The following is a 15,243-nucleotide window of genomic DNA, read 5'->3' on the forward strand; positions in this document are numbered from 1 at the left end:
CTTGAGTAATTTGATTGCGTTGAATGTGGTGAACTCCCAGTTGTTGGAGTCAGGCCTGGTGCCCCACACAAGAATGAACAAGGACGGCGGCCTGATAGGCGCCGGCCCAGGTTGCGAATGGGTGCTCAGGGACAGGGAGCGCACCATAGGCGACTACTTCTGTCGCATCCTCTGGTTGGACGGTCATTTCTGTATTGAAGATCTCTGCGGCCGGGTGTTTCTCAACGGCTCCACCGTGGAGCTGGGGCGGGATCGCAAGGCCCGGCTGAATGAGAACGATCATATCGCCATTGGCCCTTACAAGGTGCGGGTGACGCTGCTCGACAGTGAGCAGGCCGATGACCCGGTAACCGGCCAGCTTTCTGAATGGTTCAAGTCTGAGAACGGTTCACTTATTCAGGCTGAAACCGCCGAAGAAGAGGAAGAAACCGATGCCAGTCTGGATGACCCTTTACTGGCACTGGACAGGCAACAACAGGCCGCGGTCAAAAGCGTTGAATTTGACCAGGAATCTGTGACCAAAGAGCAGGAAAACGCCGAATCCCTGCTGGCCAAGGAACTCTACTGGCAAGGCAAGAATTTTACCGCCCAGGCCGACACGGACTTCGATACCGGTTCGGCTATTCATCTGAACAAACGAGCGAAAATGGACAATATTATGGACGAGAATGCACTGGACTTACTGGAATCTGAAGTCAAAAACGGCCTGGGCAATGATTGGCCCGCCGATGAAGGCACCCATATCGCCACCGGCCCTATGCTGCGCGGCTTAGGGGTACAGTTGGGTGATATGAACGACACAGGCACCCAGCAGGCACTGGCCATTGAAATGGGCGCTGCTTTGCAGGCCGCCATTAAAGGCCTGCTGTCACTGCATCAGGACGCGCAAAGCAGCCGTTATGATCTGATCAACAAGAACCTGCAGCCCATCGAAGATAACCCGCTGCGACTGGGGCTGGATTATCAGGAAACCGTCCGCACTCTGTTTGATGACAACAAGAGCCCGGTGCACCTGTCTCCGGCGGCTGCCATCAGCGAGAGCCTGAATTCCATCGAGCACCACAATGAAGCGGTACAGCATGCCATCACAGAGGCGCTCAACTACATCCTCAAGTCTTTCTCACCCGACACCTTGCTGAGGCGCTTCAGCCAATACCGCAAGGTGAGCGAGTCGGCGCTCAACCCAGGTGATAACTGGGCCTGGGAAATGTACGAGAACTACTACCAGGAGCTGACGTCATCCCGTCAACAGGGCTTCCGTAAACTCTTCTGGGAAGTGTTTGAACAGGCCTATGACAAGAAACTCAGGGAACTGCAAAGGGAATTCTGATGGGACTGATAAGGCTGGGTTTAATCGGGCTTTGTTTGCTTCAGCTGGCCGCTTGCAGCTCGGCATGGAATGCCACCAAGAAAACGGCGCAGGTACTGTGGGATCCTTCCATTCCAGTGGGAGAGGCCAAAGACCTGCCGACACAACTGACCTACAGCATGTATGCGCTCGATAAGGTCAACCCCAATGCGGCCGGCGATGCCACGCCGCTGGAGCTGGTGGTGTACGAGCTGGAAGATGACTCCAAGTTTCTGGCCGCCGACTTTGACTCGCTCAAGGCGGATTACAAAGAGGCGCTCGGCTCCAATTATATCGACCACAGTGACTACACCCTGCTGCCGGGACAGTTCAAGTTTATCGACCATTTCGCTGTCGATGAGGACACCAGATACATAGGCATCATGGCGCATTTCAGTGATCCCGAGGTCGCCCAATGGAAGAAGGTCGTCAAGATCAAACCCATGGGCCGTGAATATCACCTGCTGATGTTTTTCAGTGAGCAGGACATAGTACTGGATAAAGTGGAATAACAATGTCTTCAAGAAACAGAGTGATATGGAGTGAAGGGCTGTTTATCAAGCCTCAGCACTTCCAACAGCAGCAGCGTTATCAGGAATACCTCACTGACGCCAGGCTCAATGCGGTCAGCGGTTACCTCTATGGGATCACCGAGCTTGAACTCAACCCCGAGTATCTCAGCTTTGGTCGCATTGCGATTCAGCGTGCCCGTGGCGTAATGCCGGACGGCACTGTGTTCAACATCCCTCAAGAGGATGTCTTGCCGGACGCACTGGAAGTGGCCGACAGCTCACTGGCCAACCAGATTGTTTACCTGGCGCTGTCGCTGCGCAGTGATTCAATTACCGAAGTGGCCCAGGACGAGCAGGGCGCCGGACGTTATCTCAATCGGCGTCACGAGGTGCGGGACATTCACACCCATCAGGGCGACTTTACCGCCATTGATGTCAGCCCGGTCAGGCTCAGATTGATGCTGGAGAAGGAAGATCGCAGCGCCTACAGCTCGCTGGCCATCGCCCGCATTCTGGAAAAGCGTCCCGACGGCAGTGTGGTGCTGGATCCCAACTTTATTCCCTGCCATTACAATGTCAGCGCCGTGCCGATTTTGCACCGTTTCCTCGGAGAGATGGCCGGTCTGATGCGCGAGCGGGCCCGCAATATCGCCCAGCGCCTGGGCTCGCCGAGCCAAGGCGGGGTGGCAGATGTGGCCGATTTCATGTTGCTGCAATCTCTCAACCGCATGCAGCCTGTGTTGCAGCATCAGTCACTGTCGCGAACCCTGCATCCGGAAACCCTGTATCAGGCTCTGGTCAGTGTTTGTGGCGAGCTGTTCACCTTTACCGATGACAGCCGCATGGCACCGGCGTTTGCCGCCTATGACCACGATATGCCGGTATCGGCCTTCACTCAGGTGATGTCGACTCTGCGCCAGTCTCTCAGCATAGTGCTTGAGCCCAAGGCAGTATCGCTGCAGCTGCACAAACGCAAGTATGGCCTCATGGTGGCGCCGGTGCAGGATCCGGATCTGTTGAAACAGGCCGACTTCATTCTGGCAGTGCGCGCCAGAATGCCGCTGGATGAACTCAAGAAACTGTTTATCCAGCAGACCAAGATCGCCTCGGTGGAGAAGATCCGCGAGCTCATTTCGCTACAGCTGCCGGGTGTGCCTCTGTCTCCGCTGCCGGTGGCCCCAAGGCAGTTGCCTTACCACGCGGGTTACACCTACTTCCAGCTGGAGCGTTCCAGCCGGGCCTGGGAGATGCTGGTGAATTCCAGTGGTTTTGCCTTCCACGTGGCGGGGGACTTCCCGGAACTCGAACTGCAATTCTGGGCTATCAGGAGCTAAGAAATGGATATCAAAGCAGAAAAACAGCCTATATCGCCTGAGCAGGTCGAAGAGCTGCTCTATGACGAAGCGCAGAACATGAATGCCGATAAAGAGTATTGGTTTCAACTGCGTGGTGACAGCCTCAATGCACTTATCGATGCGGCATCTCCTCTTATCGGCATGGTGTTGCGGGTACGCAAGCTGGCCATCTTGGATGATGTGGAAAAGCTCTATCACAACACTGTGGATGACATCATGGCCATCGAGGCCGAGCTCACCGAGGCGGGCTATGATCGCGCCGAAGTGCTGGCCTATCGCTATGTGCTTTGTTCCTTTATCGATGAAGCCGTGATGAATACCCCCTGGGGCGCCGACAGTGCCTGGGCCGAACATTCGCTGCTGACCCGTTTTCACAATGAAACCTGGGGCGGGGAGAAGGTGTTTGGCATCCTGCAGCGTCTGGAAACCGAACCGAGCAAATATCGTGAACTGCTGGAGTTTATCTACCTGTGTTTCTGCCTGGGTTTCGAAGGGCGCTACAAGGTGGTGGCCAACGGCCGTGAGGAGTTCGACAAGATAGTCAATCGCCTCTATGAAACCCTGCGCCACCTCCGGGAAGAAGAACCGGAACTGCTGACCGGGGCCACAGAGCATGTGGTCAACACCCGTTATCGCCTTGGGCGCCAGATGCCTATTTGGACAGTCTTTGCCGGTTTCGGCCTGATGCTGACCATAGTCTTTCTGTTTTATTCCCTGTCCCTGGCGAACAAGTCCTCGGGCGTGCTCAAGCAACTGTATCAGATCCTGAATTGAGGAAGCTGTGATGATCCGAATTGAACTCACTACCTTGATCGGCAAGCTCAACGCCGTGACCAAACTCGCCATGGAAGAGGCGGCATCACTCTGTATTGCCCGTCAGAACCCGGAAGTGACCTTTATGCACCTGCTGACTTGTCTGCTGGACAATCCGCTGGGTGATGTGCGTCTGCTGCTCAAGGCCGCCGAAGTCGATGCCGAGCAGGTAAGGCAAATTGCCGGTGAAACCCTGCCAAGGGAAGAGAGCCTGGAAACCTATCCGGCATTTTCACCGCTGCTGGTCGAGCTGCTGCAGGATGCCTGGCTGCTTTCAAGCACTGAACTTGGCCAGACGGAACTTAGATCCGGCGCCATCTTCGCCGCCGCACTGATGCAGGCCGAGCGCTACCTGCCAAGGGATCTCGCCACTCTGCTTGGCAGCATTAATCGCGAAACCCTGAGACGGGAATTCAATACCCTGACCCAGGCTTCATCCGAATCGCAAATGGTCAAGGGCGAGCGCGGCGCGCCAGTATTGAATGAGGCCCAATCGTCGCTGGCCAAATACACCAGCAACTTTACCGAGTTGGCCCGCAAAGGCGAGCTGGATCCTGTATTGTGCCGGGATGATGAGATCAACCTGATGATCGACATCTTAAGCCGCCGCCGTAAGAACAACCCGATAGTGGTTGGTGATGCCGGTGTGGGCAAGAGTGCCGTGGTGGAAGGTTTGGCGCTGCGTATTTGTGACGGCCGGGTCCCGGATGCACTCAAGGGGGTGCAGCTGTTGTCGCTGGATCTTGGTCTGTTGCAGGCCGGTGCCGCGGTCAAGGGCGAGTTTGAAAAGCGCCTGAAGTCGATTATTGAAGAGGTCAAACAGTCGGCCGAACCCATCATACTCTTTATCGATGAGGCCCATACCATGATAGGCGCCGGTAATCAGGAAGGGGGCGGTGATGCGGCCAACCTGCTCAAACCGGCTCTGGCCCGCGGTGAGCTGCGCACCATAGGCGCCACCACCTGGAAAGAGTACAAGAAGTATTTCGAGAAAGACCCGGCGCTGAGCCGCCGTTTCCAATTGGTGAAACTCGATGAGCCCAGTGTCGAACAGGCGGTGAATATTCTCCGTGGCCTGCACGGGGTCTATGAGGCGTCCCACAATGTATTGATCCAGGACTGCGCCCTGCGCTCGGCGGCTTATCTGTCGGCGCGCTATATCTCCGGCCGTCAGTTGCCCGATAAGGCCATCGATGTGCTGGATACCGCCTGTGCCCGTATCGCCATTAACCTCAGCAGTACCCCCAAGCGTTTGGCGGCATTGGATAACTTGCGCCATCAGCGCCATATGGAAACCGAACTGCTGGAGCGCCAGAAAAAACTCGGTCATCCGGTTGATGAAGAACGCCTGAATCATCTGCACCAAGCCCAGGAAGAAGCCGACAGTGAGTATGCCGAGCTGGAATCCCTGTGGCAGCAGCAACAGGCCGGAGTCACTCAGGTGGTGGCCCTGAGACGCGCCATTCTTGATTGTGACGATGAAGCCGAGCTCGAAGGGCTGCGGCTGGAGCTGCAACAGGCCGAAGAACCACTCGAAGCCATCAGTGGCGATCAACGCCTTATTTACCCTCAGGTGGATGAGGCCCAGATAGCGGCAGTCATCTCCGACTGGACCGGCGTGCCGGTATCGCAAATGAGTGGCGATGAGCTGCACAAGATAACCCATCTGCCTGAGCTCTTGGGGCATAGCCTCAAAGGGCAGGATGTGGCCATTGCCCGCCTGCACAAGAATATGCTCACCGCCCGGGCAGACCTGCGCCGCGCCGGACGTCCCAAGGGCGCCTTCCTGCTGGTGGGCCCAAGTGGCGTCGGCAAGACAGAAACCGTAGTGCAGATTGCCGAGCAGCTTTACGGCGGCAAGCAATTCCTGACCACTATCAATATGTCCGAATATCAGGAGAAACACACTGTCTCCAGGCTGATAGGCTCGCCTCCCGGGTATGTCGGTTTCGGTGAGGGCGGTATTCTGACCGAGTCCATCCGCAAGATGCCTTACTCCATAGTGCTGCTCGATGAGGTGGAAAAGGCGCATCCGGATGTGCTGAACCTCTTTTATCAGGCGTTCGACAAGGGCGAATTGGCCGATGGCGAAGGCCGGTTGATTGACTGCCAGAATGTGCTGTTTTTCCTGACCTCCAACCTGGGCTATCAGACGATAGTGGACTACAGCGCCCAGCCAGAGCTGCTGGACGACAAGCTTTACCCTGAACTGGCGGCCTTCTTCAAGCCTGCGCTGCTGGCGCGAATGGAGATAGTGCCCTATCTGCCGCTGGGTGAAGAGGTGCTCAAGGAGATCATTCACTACAAGCTGGCGTCGCTGGAGCAGCGTTTGCTGGAGCGTTACAAGGCCAAGGTGCATTGTGACGAGGCTCTGGTGGATGAAATCATGCGCCGCGCGACCCGCAGTGAAAACGGCGCCCGTATGCTTGAAGCCATTATAGACGGCCAGGTACTGCCGCCCTTATCGCTGTCGCTGCTCAACAAGCTGGCGGCCAAAGAGGAGGTCAGTGAGATCCATCTGGGCTGCCGTGACGGTGAGTTCTTCGGAGAGGCGCGATAGTGGTGACTGAGCAGTGGTTGGAACAGGCGGCAAAATTGCTGGAATGCCAGCAGTTTGATGGGCTGTTGCAGCAGTTTCTCGAGACTTTGGCATTGGAGCTGGGGCTGGATAACCATCTGTTTCTGGCGCCGGGCTTCGATGGTCGGGAACTCAAGCCACTGTCCTGCCTTGGCCTGTGTGAAGGGATCTCATTGCAGGCGCTTTGTTTGGCGGTTACCGACTTTCGTCATCCGTTTGCCCATGTGTTGCAGACAGGCGAAGCCATGCTGCTGAACAAGGCCCGGCTCGCCTACTGGCAGGAGCACAGCGGTTTTGTCAGCCTGTGCGATCGGGTCGGCAAAGAGCAGGCACTGCTGCTTTTCCCGCTGAGCCATGAGGGTCATGTGCGGGCTATCCTCTGTCTGCGTCTGGCCGAGCAACAGGGCAGTGGTCTGCTTGTCCGTCAGGACTGGCAGCAATATGCCGCCGTGTTTATGCGCCACTGGCAGTTGCTGGATAAGCTGTTGCGACAGAATTCAGATCAGTCTCAGCTGTCGAGCTCGCTCGATGAACTGCGTCGCCAGCAGCAACAACATGATGCCATGCAACAACTTGGCAAGAACCTGGTGGGCGACAGCCAGGCCATGAGTCAGCTCAGGCAGGAGATAGTGCGCGGCGCGGCCTCACAGTTGTCTGTGTTGGTGCAGGGCGAAACGGGTACGGGCAAAGAACTGGTGGCCCGGGCGATACATGACTTTTCCGAGCGCAGCGGCAAACCTTTTGTGGCGATCAACTGCGCCGCAATACCGGAAAACCTGCTGGAGTCCGAGCTGTTCGGTTATGCCAAGGGGGCCTTTTCCGGTGCCGACAAGGATAAGCAGGGGCTGATAGCCCAGGCGCACCAGGGCACGCTGTTTTTAGATGAAATCGGTGATATGCCTTTGAATCTGCAGTCCAAGTTACTGCGGGTACTGGAAACTGGGCACTACCGGGCACTGGGAGGCAACAAGGAAATCTACGCCGATTTTCGCTTGGTGGCCGCTACCCATGTGAACCTCAAGGAGCAGATCCACAGTGGCGAGTTCCGTCGCGATCTCTTCTACCGCTTGTGCCAGTTTCCACTGCAGGTACCGGCGCTCAGGGAGCGGCTCGAGGATATCCCCGATTTGGCGGCGCACTTTATTGCACTGTTCAATCAGAGTCAGCAGCGACAGATCCCCGGCATCCGCTTCAGCGCCCTCAATCGGCTGAAGAACCACGGCTACCCGGGCAATGTCCGCGAGCTGCGCAATATGCTGGATTATGCCTGCGCCCTCACCGCCGACGGTGTCGAGATAGATACTGCGTCTTTGCCGGCAACGGATTCGGAAATGCCCAAGCCGCAATTACCCAGCGAAGAGGGGCAGGAGTTTGAGGCCATTTCCGATCTCAGGCTGGCGGTAGCTCAGTTTGAGCGGGCGGTGATCAGCGCCAGATTGAAGGCCTGCAACGGTGACAGAGCCAAGGCGGCTGTCAGTCTGGGAATGCCGAAACGCACCTTTTCCCACAAATGCCAGAAGTTGGAGATTAACGAATAATGTCAAGGATTCAAGGCGTTATATTTTTATGCCTGTGGGGGCTGGCCGCTTCGGCTCAGGCCTCGGACGACACAGTGGCCAAGGCAGAGGCTTGTACCCAAATCCCCTCCAGACTGGATCGACTGGCTTGTTTCGATGAGCTGTTCAACACTCCGGTGGCAACCGTGGTGCCGCAACAAACCACTGACAGCAGCCCTTATCCCGAGGCGTTTCAGGTCGCCATGGCGTCCGAGAAAAATCGTCAACAGGGCATGGCCTTTATTGCCGGGCATCAAGCGGATGCCGTAGAAGATCTCTGGTTGACCGCGCCCGCCATAGGCGCCTTGCCACCGCGTCCGGTACTTATGCTCAGCTGCATCGACGATATCAGCCGGGTCGAGCTGATGTTACCCACTGCGCTGGAAGATGGCTGGGCCCAGGTAGGGCTGCAGATCAACGGCGTCGAGCAGCAGTCGCAGCGCTGGCTCAGTGATGATACCGGCTATATCTTCCGTACCGGCCGCGGCCTGCCGGCCATTCAGGTGATGAAAGCCCTGATCCGCGGCGACGATGTGCGCCTGCGTTCGGCCAACAAGGCGATAGACGGTTTGCAGTTTGATACCCGAGAACTTGGCAGTGCGCTCAAGCCACTGCGCCAATCTTGCAGGTGGTGATAGATGGATCTGAATCAATACCTGGATAAAGTCAGCCGCCCCGTCAGTGAGGCCAATCCCATAGGAGAGCGCCTCAGCGATGATGTGCTGTTTGACTATGTGGAAGGCCAGATGATGAAGGTGGGGTCGCTTTCACATTCCGAAGTGCAATGGCACGAGGTGGAGAGTGCGGCCTTAAAGTTGCTGGAAACCAAGAGCAAGGATTTGAAACTGCTCACCTATTTGCTGCAGTGCCTGCAGCATCAGTGCAGTTTGGAGCGTTTCTCCTGCTCGCTGGCACTGCTGGAGCGTTTTATGGCCTCTTTCTGGGAGACTTGCCATCCGGCGCCGGGCCCCAGAGGCGTGTTGCCCAGGCGCAAGTTTTTCGCCCAAATAGTACAGCGAACCCTGAAAGCGGCCGAAGGGCTGGATACCGATTTTTGCGATCCCGACACCAAGTCGGTATTGCTGCAGTCTCTCAAGGCTCTGTGTGATACCGCGGCCGCCAAAGAGTTGCCTGTGGATGAACTGCAGGCCCTGGAGGCCAAGCTCAAGCGCCGTTTCAGCAGTGAGCCTGCCAACAAGCCCAAACCCGAGCAGGAATCCAGCGCCGGTGAAAGCCGCAGTAGCAGTGAAAGCAGGGATATGCCCAGGCTGGAGATAGACAACAGCAGTGACAAGGCTACCAAGCAAGCTCTGCTCAAGGTGGCAGACTTTATCGCCGAGAATCCGGCTGGCATGGCGCTTGGCCTCAGGCTCAGACGCTTTGCCATCTGGTTCAGTGTGACCTCGGCGCCGGAAAATGCCAATGCCAAGGGCGAAACCAGCCTGATGCCTATCTCTGCCGACAGAGTGGCCGAGTATCGAAGCCAGTTGGCCAAGAGTCCGGATCTGGCGCTGCTCAGACGCATAGAGCAGAGCCTTAGCCTGAGTCCTTTCTGGATTGACGGTCATTGTCTCAGTGCCCAATTGGCACAGACCTTGGGGCAGCCGGCCTGGGCTCAGGCGATTCTGGAGGAAACGGCGGCCTTTGTTGAACGTCTGCCTGCGCTTTTGGATATGTCGTTCAAAGGCGGCGTGCCTTTTGTTTCCAAAGAAACCCGCAGTTGGCTCAACGGCAGCGAACAGCAGGGTTCAGGTTCGGCTGAAGGCAACAGTTACGAGCAGGAAATTTGGGAACTGGCCGCCAGTGGCGGGTTGTCGCTGGCATTTGCGGCGCTCAACGAAAAACTGCACAAGGCCACTGAGCCGAGGGACAAGTTCTATCTGCGGCTGCTGGGGGCCGACTTGAAAGATAAACACCAGTTAGGGGCTATGGCAGAGGTGGAGTACCAAGTGCTGCTTGGCCAGGCCACGGACACCAGTCTGGCGGATTGGGAGCCGGGTCTGATGTCTCGTTTACAACAAAAAGTCAATCTGAGTTAGGTACAGGGAAATGTATATGTGGTCGATGATCAAATCCTTTTTGAGGAAACTGCTGCCGGAACTGAAATCGGCGCTGCCCATTTTGCTGGTGGCTATCTTCGTTCTGGTCAATGTGGCGATTTGGTGGGCGGGCCCCTGGCTGGAGCTGGACGGTGAGAAACCGTTGGCATCGACAACGGCCCGAATTATAGCCAGCACAATCTTCTCCCTGTCTTGCTTTACTATTTGGGGCTGGGTGCAGTGGCGTCGTTTGTTGCGTATCGGCGCCTTGAAGGTCAGGGAGCAGCAGCTCAAGGAAGACCCGGTCAAGATCCTGGTGGAACGCCAGGAGCAGGAACTCAACGAGGTGATGGTGGGCATGAAAGAAAGCCTCAACACCCGTAACTACCTGTACGCCTTGCCTTGGTTCCTGGTGCTTGGGGTGGAAAACGCCGGTAAGACCAGCCTGATTAACCGCTCCGGGCAGAAGTTTGTTTTCTCTTCCGTTATGCGCGCCTCGGGCAAGAAGTCTGAAAACCCCTTCTCTTTTGACTGGTGGATAGGTGACGATGCCGTACTGATTGACCCGGACGGTGAGCTGTTGACCCAGAAGCCTTCGGTAACCAGCCCGGATGGCGAGACAGAGCGCCGCCTGTGGTTGCACTTTGTCGAGTGGCTGGAGCGCACCCGCAGTCGCCGCCCCCTGAACGGCGTGGTGTTGGCGCTGGATATGGCCAGCCTGGTCAGCGATCCTGTGGCTGAACGCAAGGCCTACGCCCACTTGTTGCGTGCCAGATTGCGCGAGCTGATGGAAACCCTGTCAACTCGTCTGCCCGTGTATATCACCCTGACCAAACTGGATCTGCTGCTGGGATTCGAGCCCTTCTTCCGCCATTTCACCCAGGCGCAGCGGGATGAGATCCTCGGTTTCACCTTCTCCCTGAACTCGGTCAACGATCTCGACAGCTGGCTCAATGAGTTCGATCAGGATTGGCAAGACTTTATTCAGCGCATCAATGCCGGCCTGCCAAGGGCGCTGCTGCAGTGCCGCGACAAGGAAGAACGCTCGGCCATCTACAGCTTCTCACGTCAGATTGCCGGTGCCCACAAGGTGCTGCGTGAGTTTTTTGTCGATGCGTTGGCAAGCGATCAGTTCTCGACCTCGGCACTGGTGCGCGGGGTTTATATGACCTCTGTTTACCAGCAAGGGGTGCCGACAGATGCCTATGTGGATGGTGCTTCCCGCCGTTATGGCCTGAGTGAGTCGGTCAACAGTGCCCAGCGCAGTGAAAACTCTACTCCCTATTTCACCCGTTCGCTTTTTACCCGCATCATATATCCGGAAGCGGGTCTGGCTTCGGACAACTTCAAGGTGGCCAAGCAAAAACGCCGCATCATGGCGCTGTCCTTTGTGGCCTGCTCCATCGCCTCTGTGCTCTTGATTGGCAGCTGGCACAGATACTACCTGCTCAACAGCGCTCAGGCCGATGCCGTGCTGAGTAAGGTGAATGAATACAACGAGCTTATCGATAACACCAACTTTGATCCGCTGGCCCGCAATGTGATCCCGCCACTGAACACCATTCGGGCGGCCACGCTGGAGTTTGGTTTCTTCCGTGACAAGCCGAGGTTAATCTCAGATCTCGGCCTCTACCAGGGTCACACCATAGGACCCAAGGTGGAAGAGACCTATCTGAACCTGCTGTCTTATCGTTATCTGCCGATACTGCTCCGGCAAGTGGCGCGGGATCTGGCCGATGCGCCAGAAGGCAGTGATGAAAAGCTGGCGGTATTGCGGGTATTCAGAATGCTGGCCGACAAGAGTGGCCGCCGCGACAGCTTTGTTCGCGAATACTTTGCCGATGTTTGGCAGAAGGCCTATGAAGGCAATCGTGAGCTGCAGACCCAACTGATGGAGCATCTGGATTACGCCTTGTTGCACACAGACTTGCAGCATGCACGGCTGGAGTCCAATCCGGACGCTGAGACTGTGCTCAAGCCATTCGATACCATGGTGGCCCAGGCCCAGAATGAGCTGAGCCTGCTGCCGATAGAACAGCGGGTATACAGATACCTCAAGTCCTCTTCCGTATCTCAGTTGGGGGCACCGCTGGATCTGCGTTTGACCGTTGGCCCGGCCAATGAATTGGTGTTTGACTCCCAGATAGCGGCGCAGGATCCTGAGATCTTCAAGATCCCGAAAATACTCACCAAACAAGGTTTTGAGCGCTTCTTTATCCCGAGATCTGATTCAGTTGCCGAGCTGGCGTTGATTGACAGCTGGGTACTCGGCCAGGCTCACAGCACAGACTTCAGCGATGCCGACAAGACGGCGCTGCGCAACAAGATAGTGGCCCAATATCTGGCCGACTATAACGCCAGCTGGCGCCGGGCGCTGAATGGTTTTGAACTGAAGAATTTCGAAGACATCAACCAGGCGGTGTTGGTACTGGATAATGTGGCCATGAGCAACAAGCCGCTGTCGCGCCTGCTGGAAACGCTGGGCAGCAATACCCAGCTGTTCCCGGATATGCCGGATGATGATCAGGCCCGTCAGGCGCTGCTCAAGTCGCCTCAGTATCGTATCGCCTCGACCATAGACGGTGACTTTGTCGAACTGAACCAGATGCTGAAGTCCCAGGACGGTAAACCGGCTTATCTGGATGAAGTGATGGAAGCCGTGGTGCGCCTGCACGCCTATCTGCGCGGGATCCAAAACTCCCCGGATGTGGGCAAGGCGGCACTGAAGGCGGCTCAGGAAAGGCTCAAGCTCAACGATGCCGACCCTGTTTACGCGCTGGAACGTATTTCCGATGGCCTGCCCAAGCCGCTGGACTCCATGGTGTCCAAGTTGGCCAAGGAGAGCTGGAAGGTCGTGCTGCAGAGTGCTATCAAGCATCTTGAAGTGCGTTGGTACAACGAAGTGTATATGGAGTTCCAGCAGAATCTGGCATCTCGTTATCCCTTCAATCCCAAGGCCACTAAACAGGTGTCGATTGCCGATTTTGAACGCTTCTTCGGCCCGCAAGGCACGTTGAATACCTTCTATGATCAGCAGATGCGGATGTTCCTCGAAGAAAACATGGATCAGCTCAACCAGCTGGCAGGCAGTGAAACCGGCCTGATCCGTAAAGAGGTCTTGCAGGCGATAGAGCAGGCGAAACAGATCCAGACCGCCTTCTTCAACCTCAAGGGCAACCTGGACGTACAGTTCACCCTGGAGCCACTGCAGATGAGCCCCAACAAGCGTCGTAGTGTCATCAACGTCGATGGCCAGTACGTGGAATACACCCATGGCCCACGTCGCGCCATCGAATTGGTATGGCCCAACACCTTGCGGGAAACGGCCGAGAGTAAGCTGACCCTGGTGCCAAGCGAAGTGAATATGTCACCGCGTTCCTTGAGCTACGAAGGCCCATGGGCATTCTTCAGGCTGCTCGACAGCGCCAGGATCACCGGCTCCAGCTCGACCAGTGTGGATTACCAGTTCAATGTGGATAAGGGCGATATCTCCTATCGGATCCACACGGCAGACAACAGTAATCCCTTTACCTCAAATCTGCTCAGCAACTATCAGTTGCCTAAAACACTCTACTGAGCCGCCGGGCTTCCACAGTGTGGAAGCCCAATTCCCCTGTGGGACTCAACTTAATGGAATTTGAGGTGTACCAAGTTGATACAGCAAACAACAGTGAATGCCGGATGGTTCAGAATGACCGCAGCACCGGCTCAGCTTCGGGAAGATAACCGCTATCAGCAGATGCGTAGTGAGATCAACCGGCGCCAATCTCCCTTCAGTGGTGGGACGGATTGGGAAAAGGTCTATGATCTTGCTGCCACTCTGGCGATGACCGATGGGGTGGATCTACTGGCGGCCAGCTACTTTTCGGTAGCTGCGGCCAAGACCCGCGGCATTGCTGGTTTGGCATCCGGGCTGGAGTTACTGTTAACCGTGTTGGCGCACTCGAAAGAGATGGGCACTATCAGCCCGGAAAAGTGCGCCGAAATACTGAACTGGGCCATAGGCAAGTTATTGCCGGAGCTCAAGGATATGCAAGCTACTGAAGGCAATATCCGTGAGTGGTATCGTTGTGAATATGCCTGTCAGCAGCTGTTTGAGCTGATGCAGGCGCGTCAACCCAAGCAAATGCCAAACCTGGATGCGCTCGGCTTTCAAATCTTCGACAAGATTGATGGCGTTAAACAGCCGGCCAAGCGACCCGCTGTTGCCACAAGTGCTCAGCAGCAGGCTAATTCCAAGGGGCTGAGTTGGCCGCTGGGACTAATCCTCTTGTTGCTGGCATTGACGGCGGGACACTTTGCCGAACCTTTGGGGCTGACCATAGGGCAGAAATTCTGGCCGGAGCGATTTGCGCCCAAGCCACCCGAGCAGGTGACCCAGTTGCCGACTGAAACGGCATTGCCGCTGTGGCAGAAGATAGATCAGCTATTTGGCGCCGCACCTTTGGCCAACGATGAGCCATATGTTTATCCCGAGCAGGTAGATTATCTGTTGGAGCTGGACAAGTATTTCCAGCGTTTTGCCGCCAGTCGCACCCGAGCGGCCAACTTAAGCAAAGAGTTACAGCAATGGCAGGGGCTTGATGCCAACAAACTCAGTGCGCTGCAGCGTCAGTCACGGGATATGGCCGAGTATGCCAGCAGCCTGTCCCCCGTGTTGGCCAGAGCCTACTTCATCGATGAGCTGCTCAAGCAACAGCAAAATGAGCGGGCAGCTCAGGAGCTGACACTGCTGGACAGGCAACTGAAATCCCTGCTGATCAAGCGCACTTTGTTGGCCCAGAGTTTGGGGCTCACTCAGGCTTCTGGCGTTACAAATGACCCGGCAGTCCAAACCGCTCCTGACTCGGATAAGGCGCCAATGGCGGCGGGTTCAGATAGAACTAATGTCCAAGATGCGGCCGATGTTCAAGATGTTGTTATGTAATACAAGAATTCCCCCGTTTGGCCGCCTTTGTGTTCGCTCTTGAACTCTGGCCTTTGGCGGCTTTCGGGCAAGAAGTTGCCCGGCGAGCAAAAAATTGCCCGGGTTCGGGCAAGAA

General features: G+C 56.3%; 10 protein-coding genes. All 10 read left to right on the forward strand.

The genetic code is table 11. The annotated features are described in order from the left end of the window. The first annotated feature begins 1 nt into the window (after position 1). Positions 2 to 1,330 carry a type VI secretion system-associated FHA domain protein TagH gene (gene tagH / locus ON072_RS19170; protein ID WP_028781259.1) on the forward strand — a complete coding sequence of 443 codons (1,329 nt, stop codon included), beginning with the start codon at positions 2 to 4 and terminating at the stop codon, positions 1,328 to 1,330. Continuing rightward, positions 1,330 to 1,860 carry a type VI secretion system lipoprotein TssJ gene (gene tssJ, locus ON072_RS19175; RefSeq protein WP_025889986.1) on the forward strand — a complete coding sequence of 177 codons (531 nt, stop codon included), beginning with the start codon at positions 1,330 to 1,332 and terminating at the stop codon, positions 1,858 to 1,860. Before tagH ends, tssJ begins: the two co-directional genes overlap by 1 nt. A 2-nt stretch (positions 1,861 to 1,862) precedes the next feature. Continuing rightward, positions 1,863 to 3,194, forward strand: coding sequence for a type VI secretion system baseplate subunit TssK (tssK, locus tag ON072_RS19180; protein ID WP_025889987.1), 1,332 nt, complete (start codon positions 1,863 to 1,865; stop codon positions 3,192 to 3,194). 3 nt (positions 3,195 to 3,197) lie between these two features. Continuing rightward, positions 3,198 to 3,989 (forward strand): type IVB secretion system protein IcmH/DotU, encoded by a 792-nt coding sequence (icmH, locus tag ON072_RS19185; RefSeq protein WP_028781258.1) that lies wholly within the window; start codon positions 3,198 to 3,200, stop codon positions 3,987 to 3,989. Positions 3,990 to 3,999: 10 nt separating this feature from the next. Continuing rightward, a complete protein-coding gene (gene tssH, locus ON072_RS19190) occupies positions 4,000 to 6,588 on the forward strand; it encodes a type VI secretion system ATPase TssH (RefSeq protein WP_261753314.1) in 2,589 nt (862 codons plus the stop codon). After that, entirely contained in the window at positions 6,588 to 8,144 is a 1,557-nt protein-coding gene (locus tag ON072_RS19195; protein WP_107006363.1) for a sigma-54 interaction domain-containing protein, read from the forward strand. The genes tssH and ON072_RS19195 overlap by 1 nt, the downstream gene beginning before the upstream one ends. Next, positions 8,144 to 8,797 carry a type VI secretion system-associated protein VasI gene (gene vasI / locus ON072_RS19200; RefSeq protein WP_071237770.1) on the forward strand — a complete coding sequence of 218 codons (654 nt, stop codon included), beginning with the start codon at positions 8,144 to 8,146 and terminating at the stop codon, positions 8,795 to 8,797. Before ON072_RS19195 ends, vasI begins: the two co-directional genes overlap by 1 nt. A gap of 3 nt (positions 8,798 to 8,800) precedes the next feature. Next, positions 8,801 to 10,201, forward strand: a complete 1,401-nt coding sequence (gene tssA, locus ON072_RS19205; RefSeq protein ID WP_107006364.1) for a type VI secretion system protein TssA — start codon at positions 8,801 to 8,803, stop codon at positions 10,199 to 10,201. 16 nt (positions 10,202 to 10,217) lie between these two features. Further along, a complete protein-coding gene (gene tssM, locus ON072_RS19210; RefSeq protein WP_044733765.1) occupies positions 10,218 to 13,778 on the forward strand; it encodes a type VI secretion system membrane subunit TssM in 3,561 nt (1,186 codons plus the stop codon). Positions 13,779 to 13,853: 75 nt separating this feature from the next. Beyond that, the gene (locus ON072_RS19215; RefSeq protein WP_144128874.1) at positions 13,854 to 15,128 is read left to right on the forward strand and encodes a type VI secretion system ImpA family N-terminal domain-containing protein; all 1,275 of its coding nucleotides are present in this window, start codon (positions 13,854 to 13,856) and stop codon (positions 15,126 to 15,128) included. Positions 15,129 to 15,243: the final 115 nt, after the last annotated feature.

The organism is Shewanella sp. K8 (assembly GCF_028823715.1).
In the GTDB taxonomy this organism is placed as follows: domain Bacteria; phylum Pseudomonadota; class Gammaproteobacteria; order Enterobacterales; family Shewanellaceae; genus Shewanella; species Shewanella algae.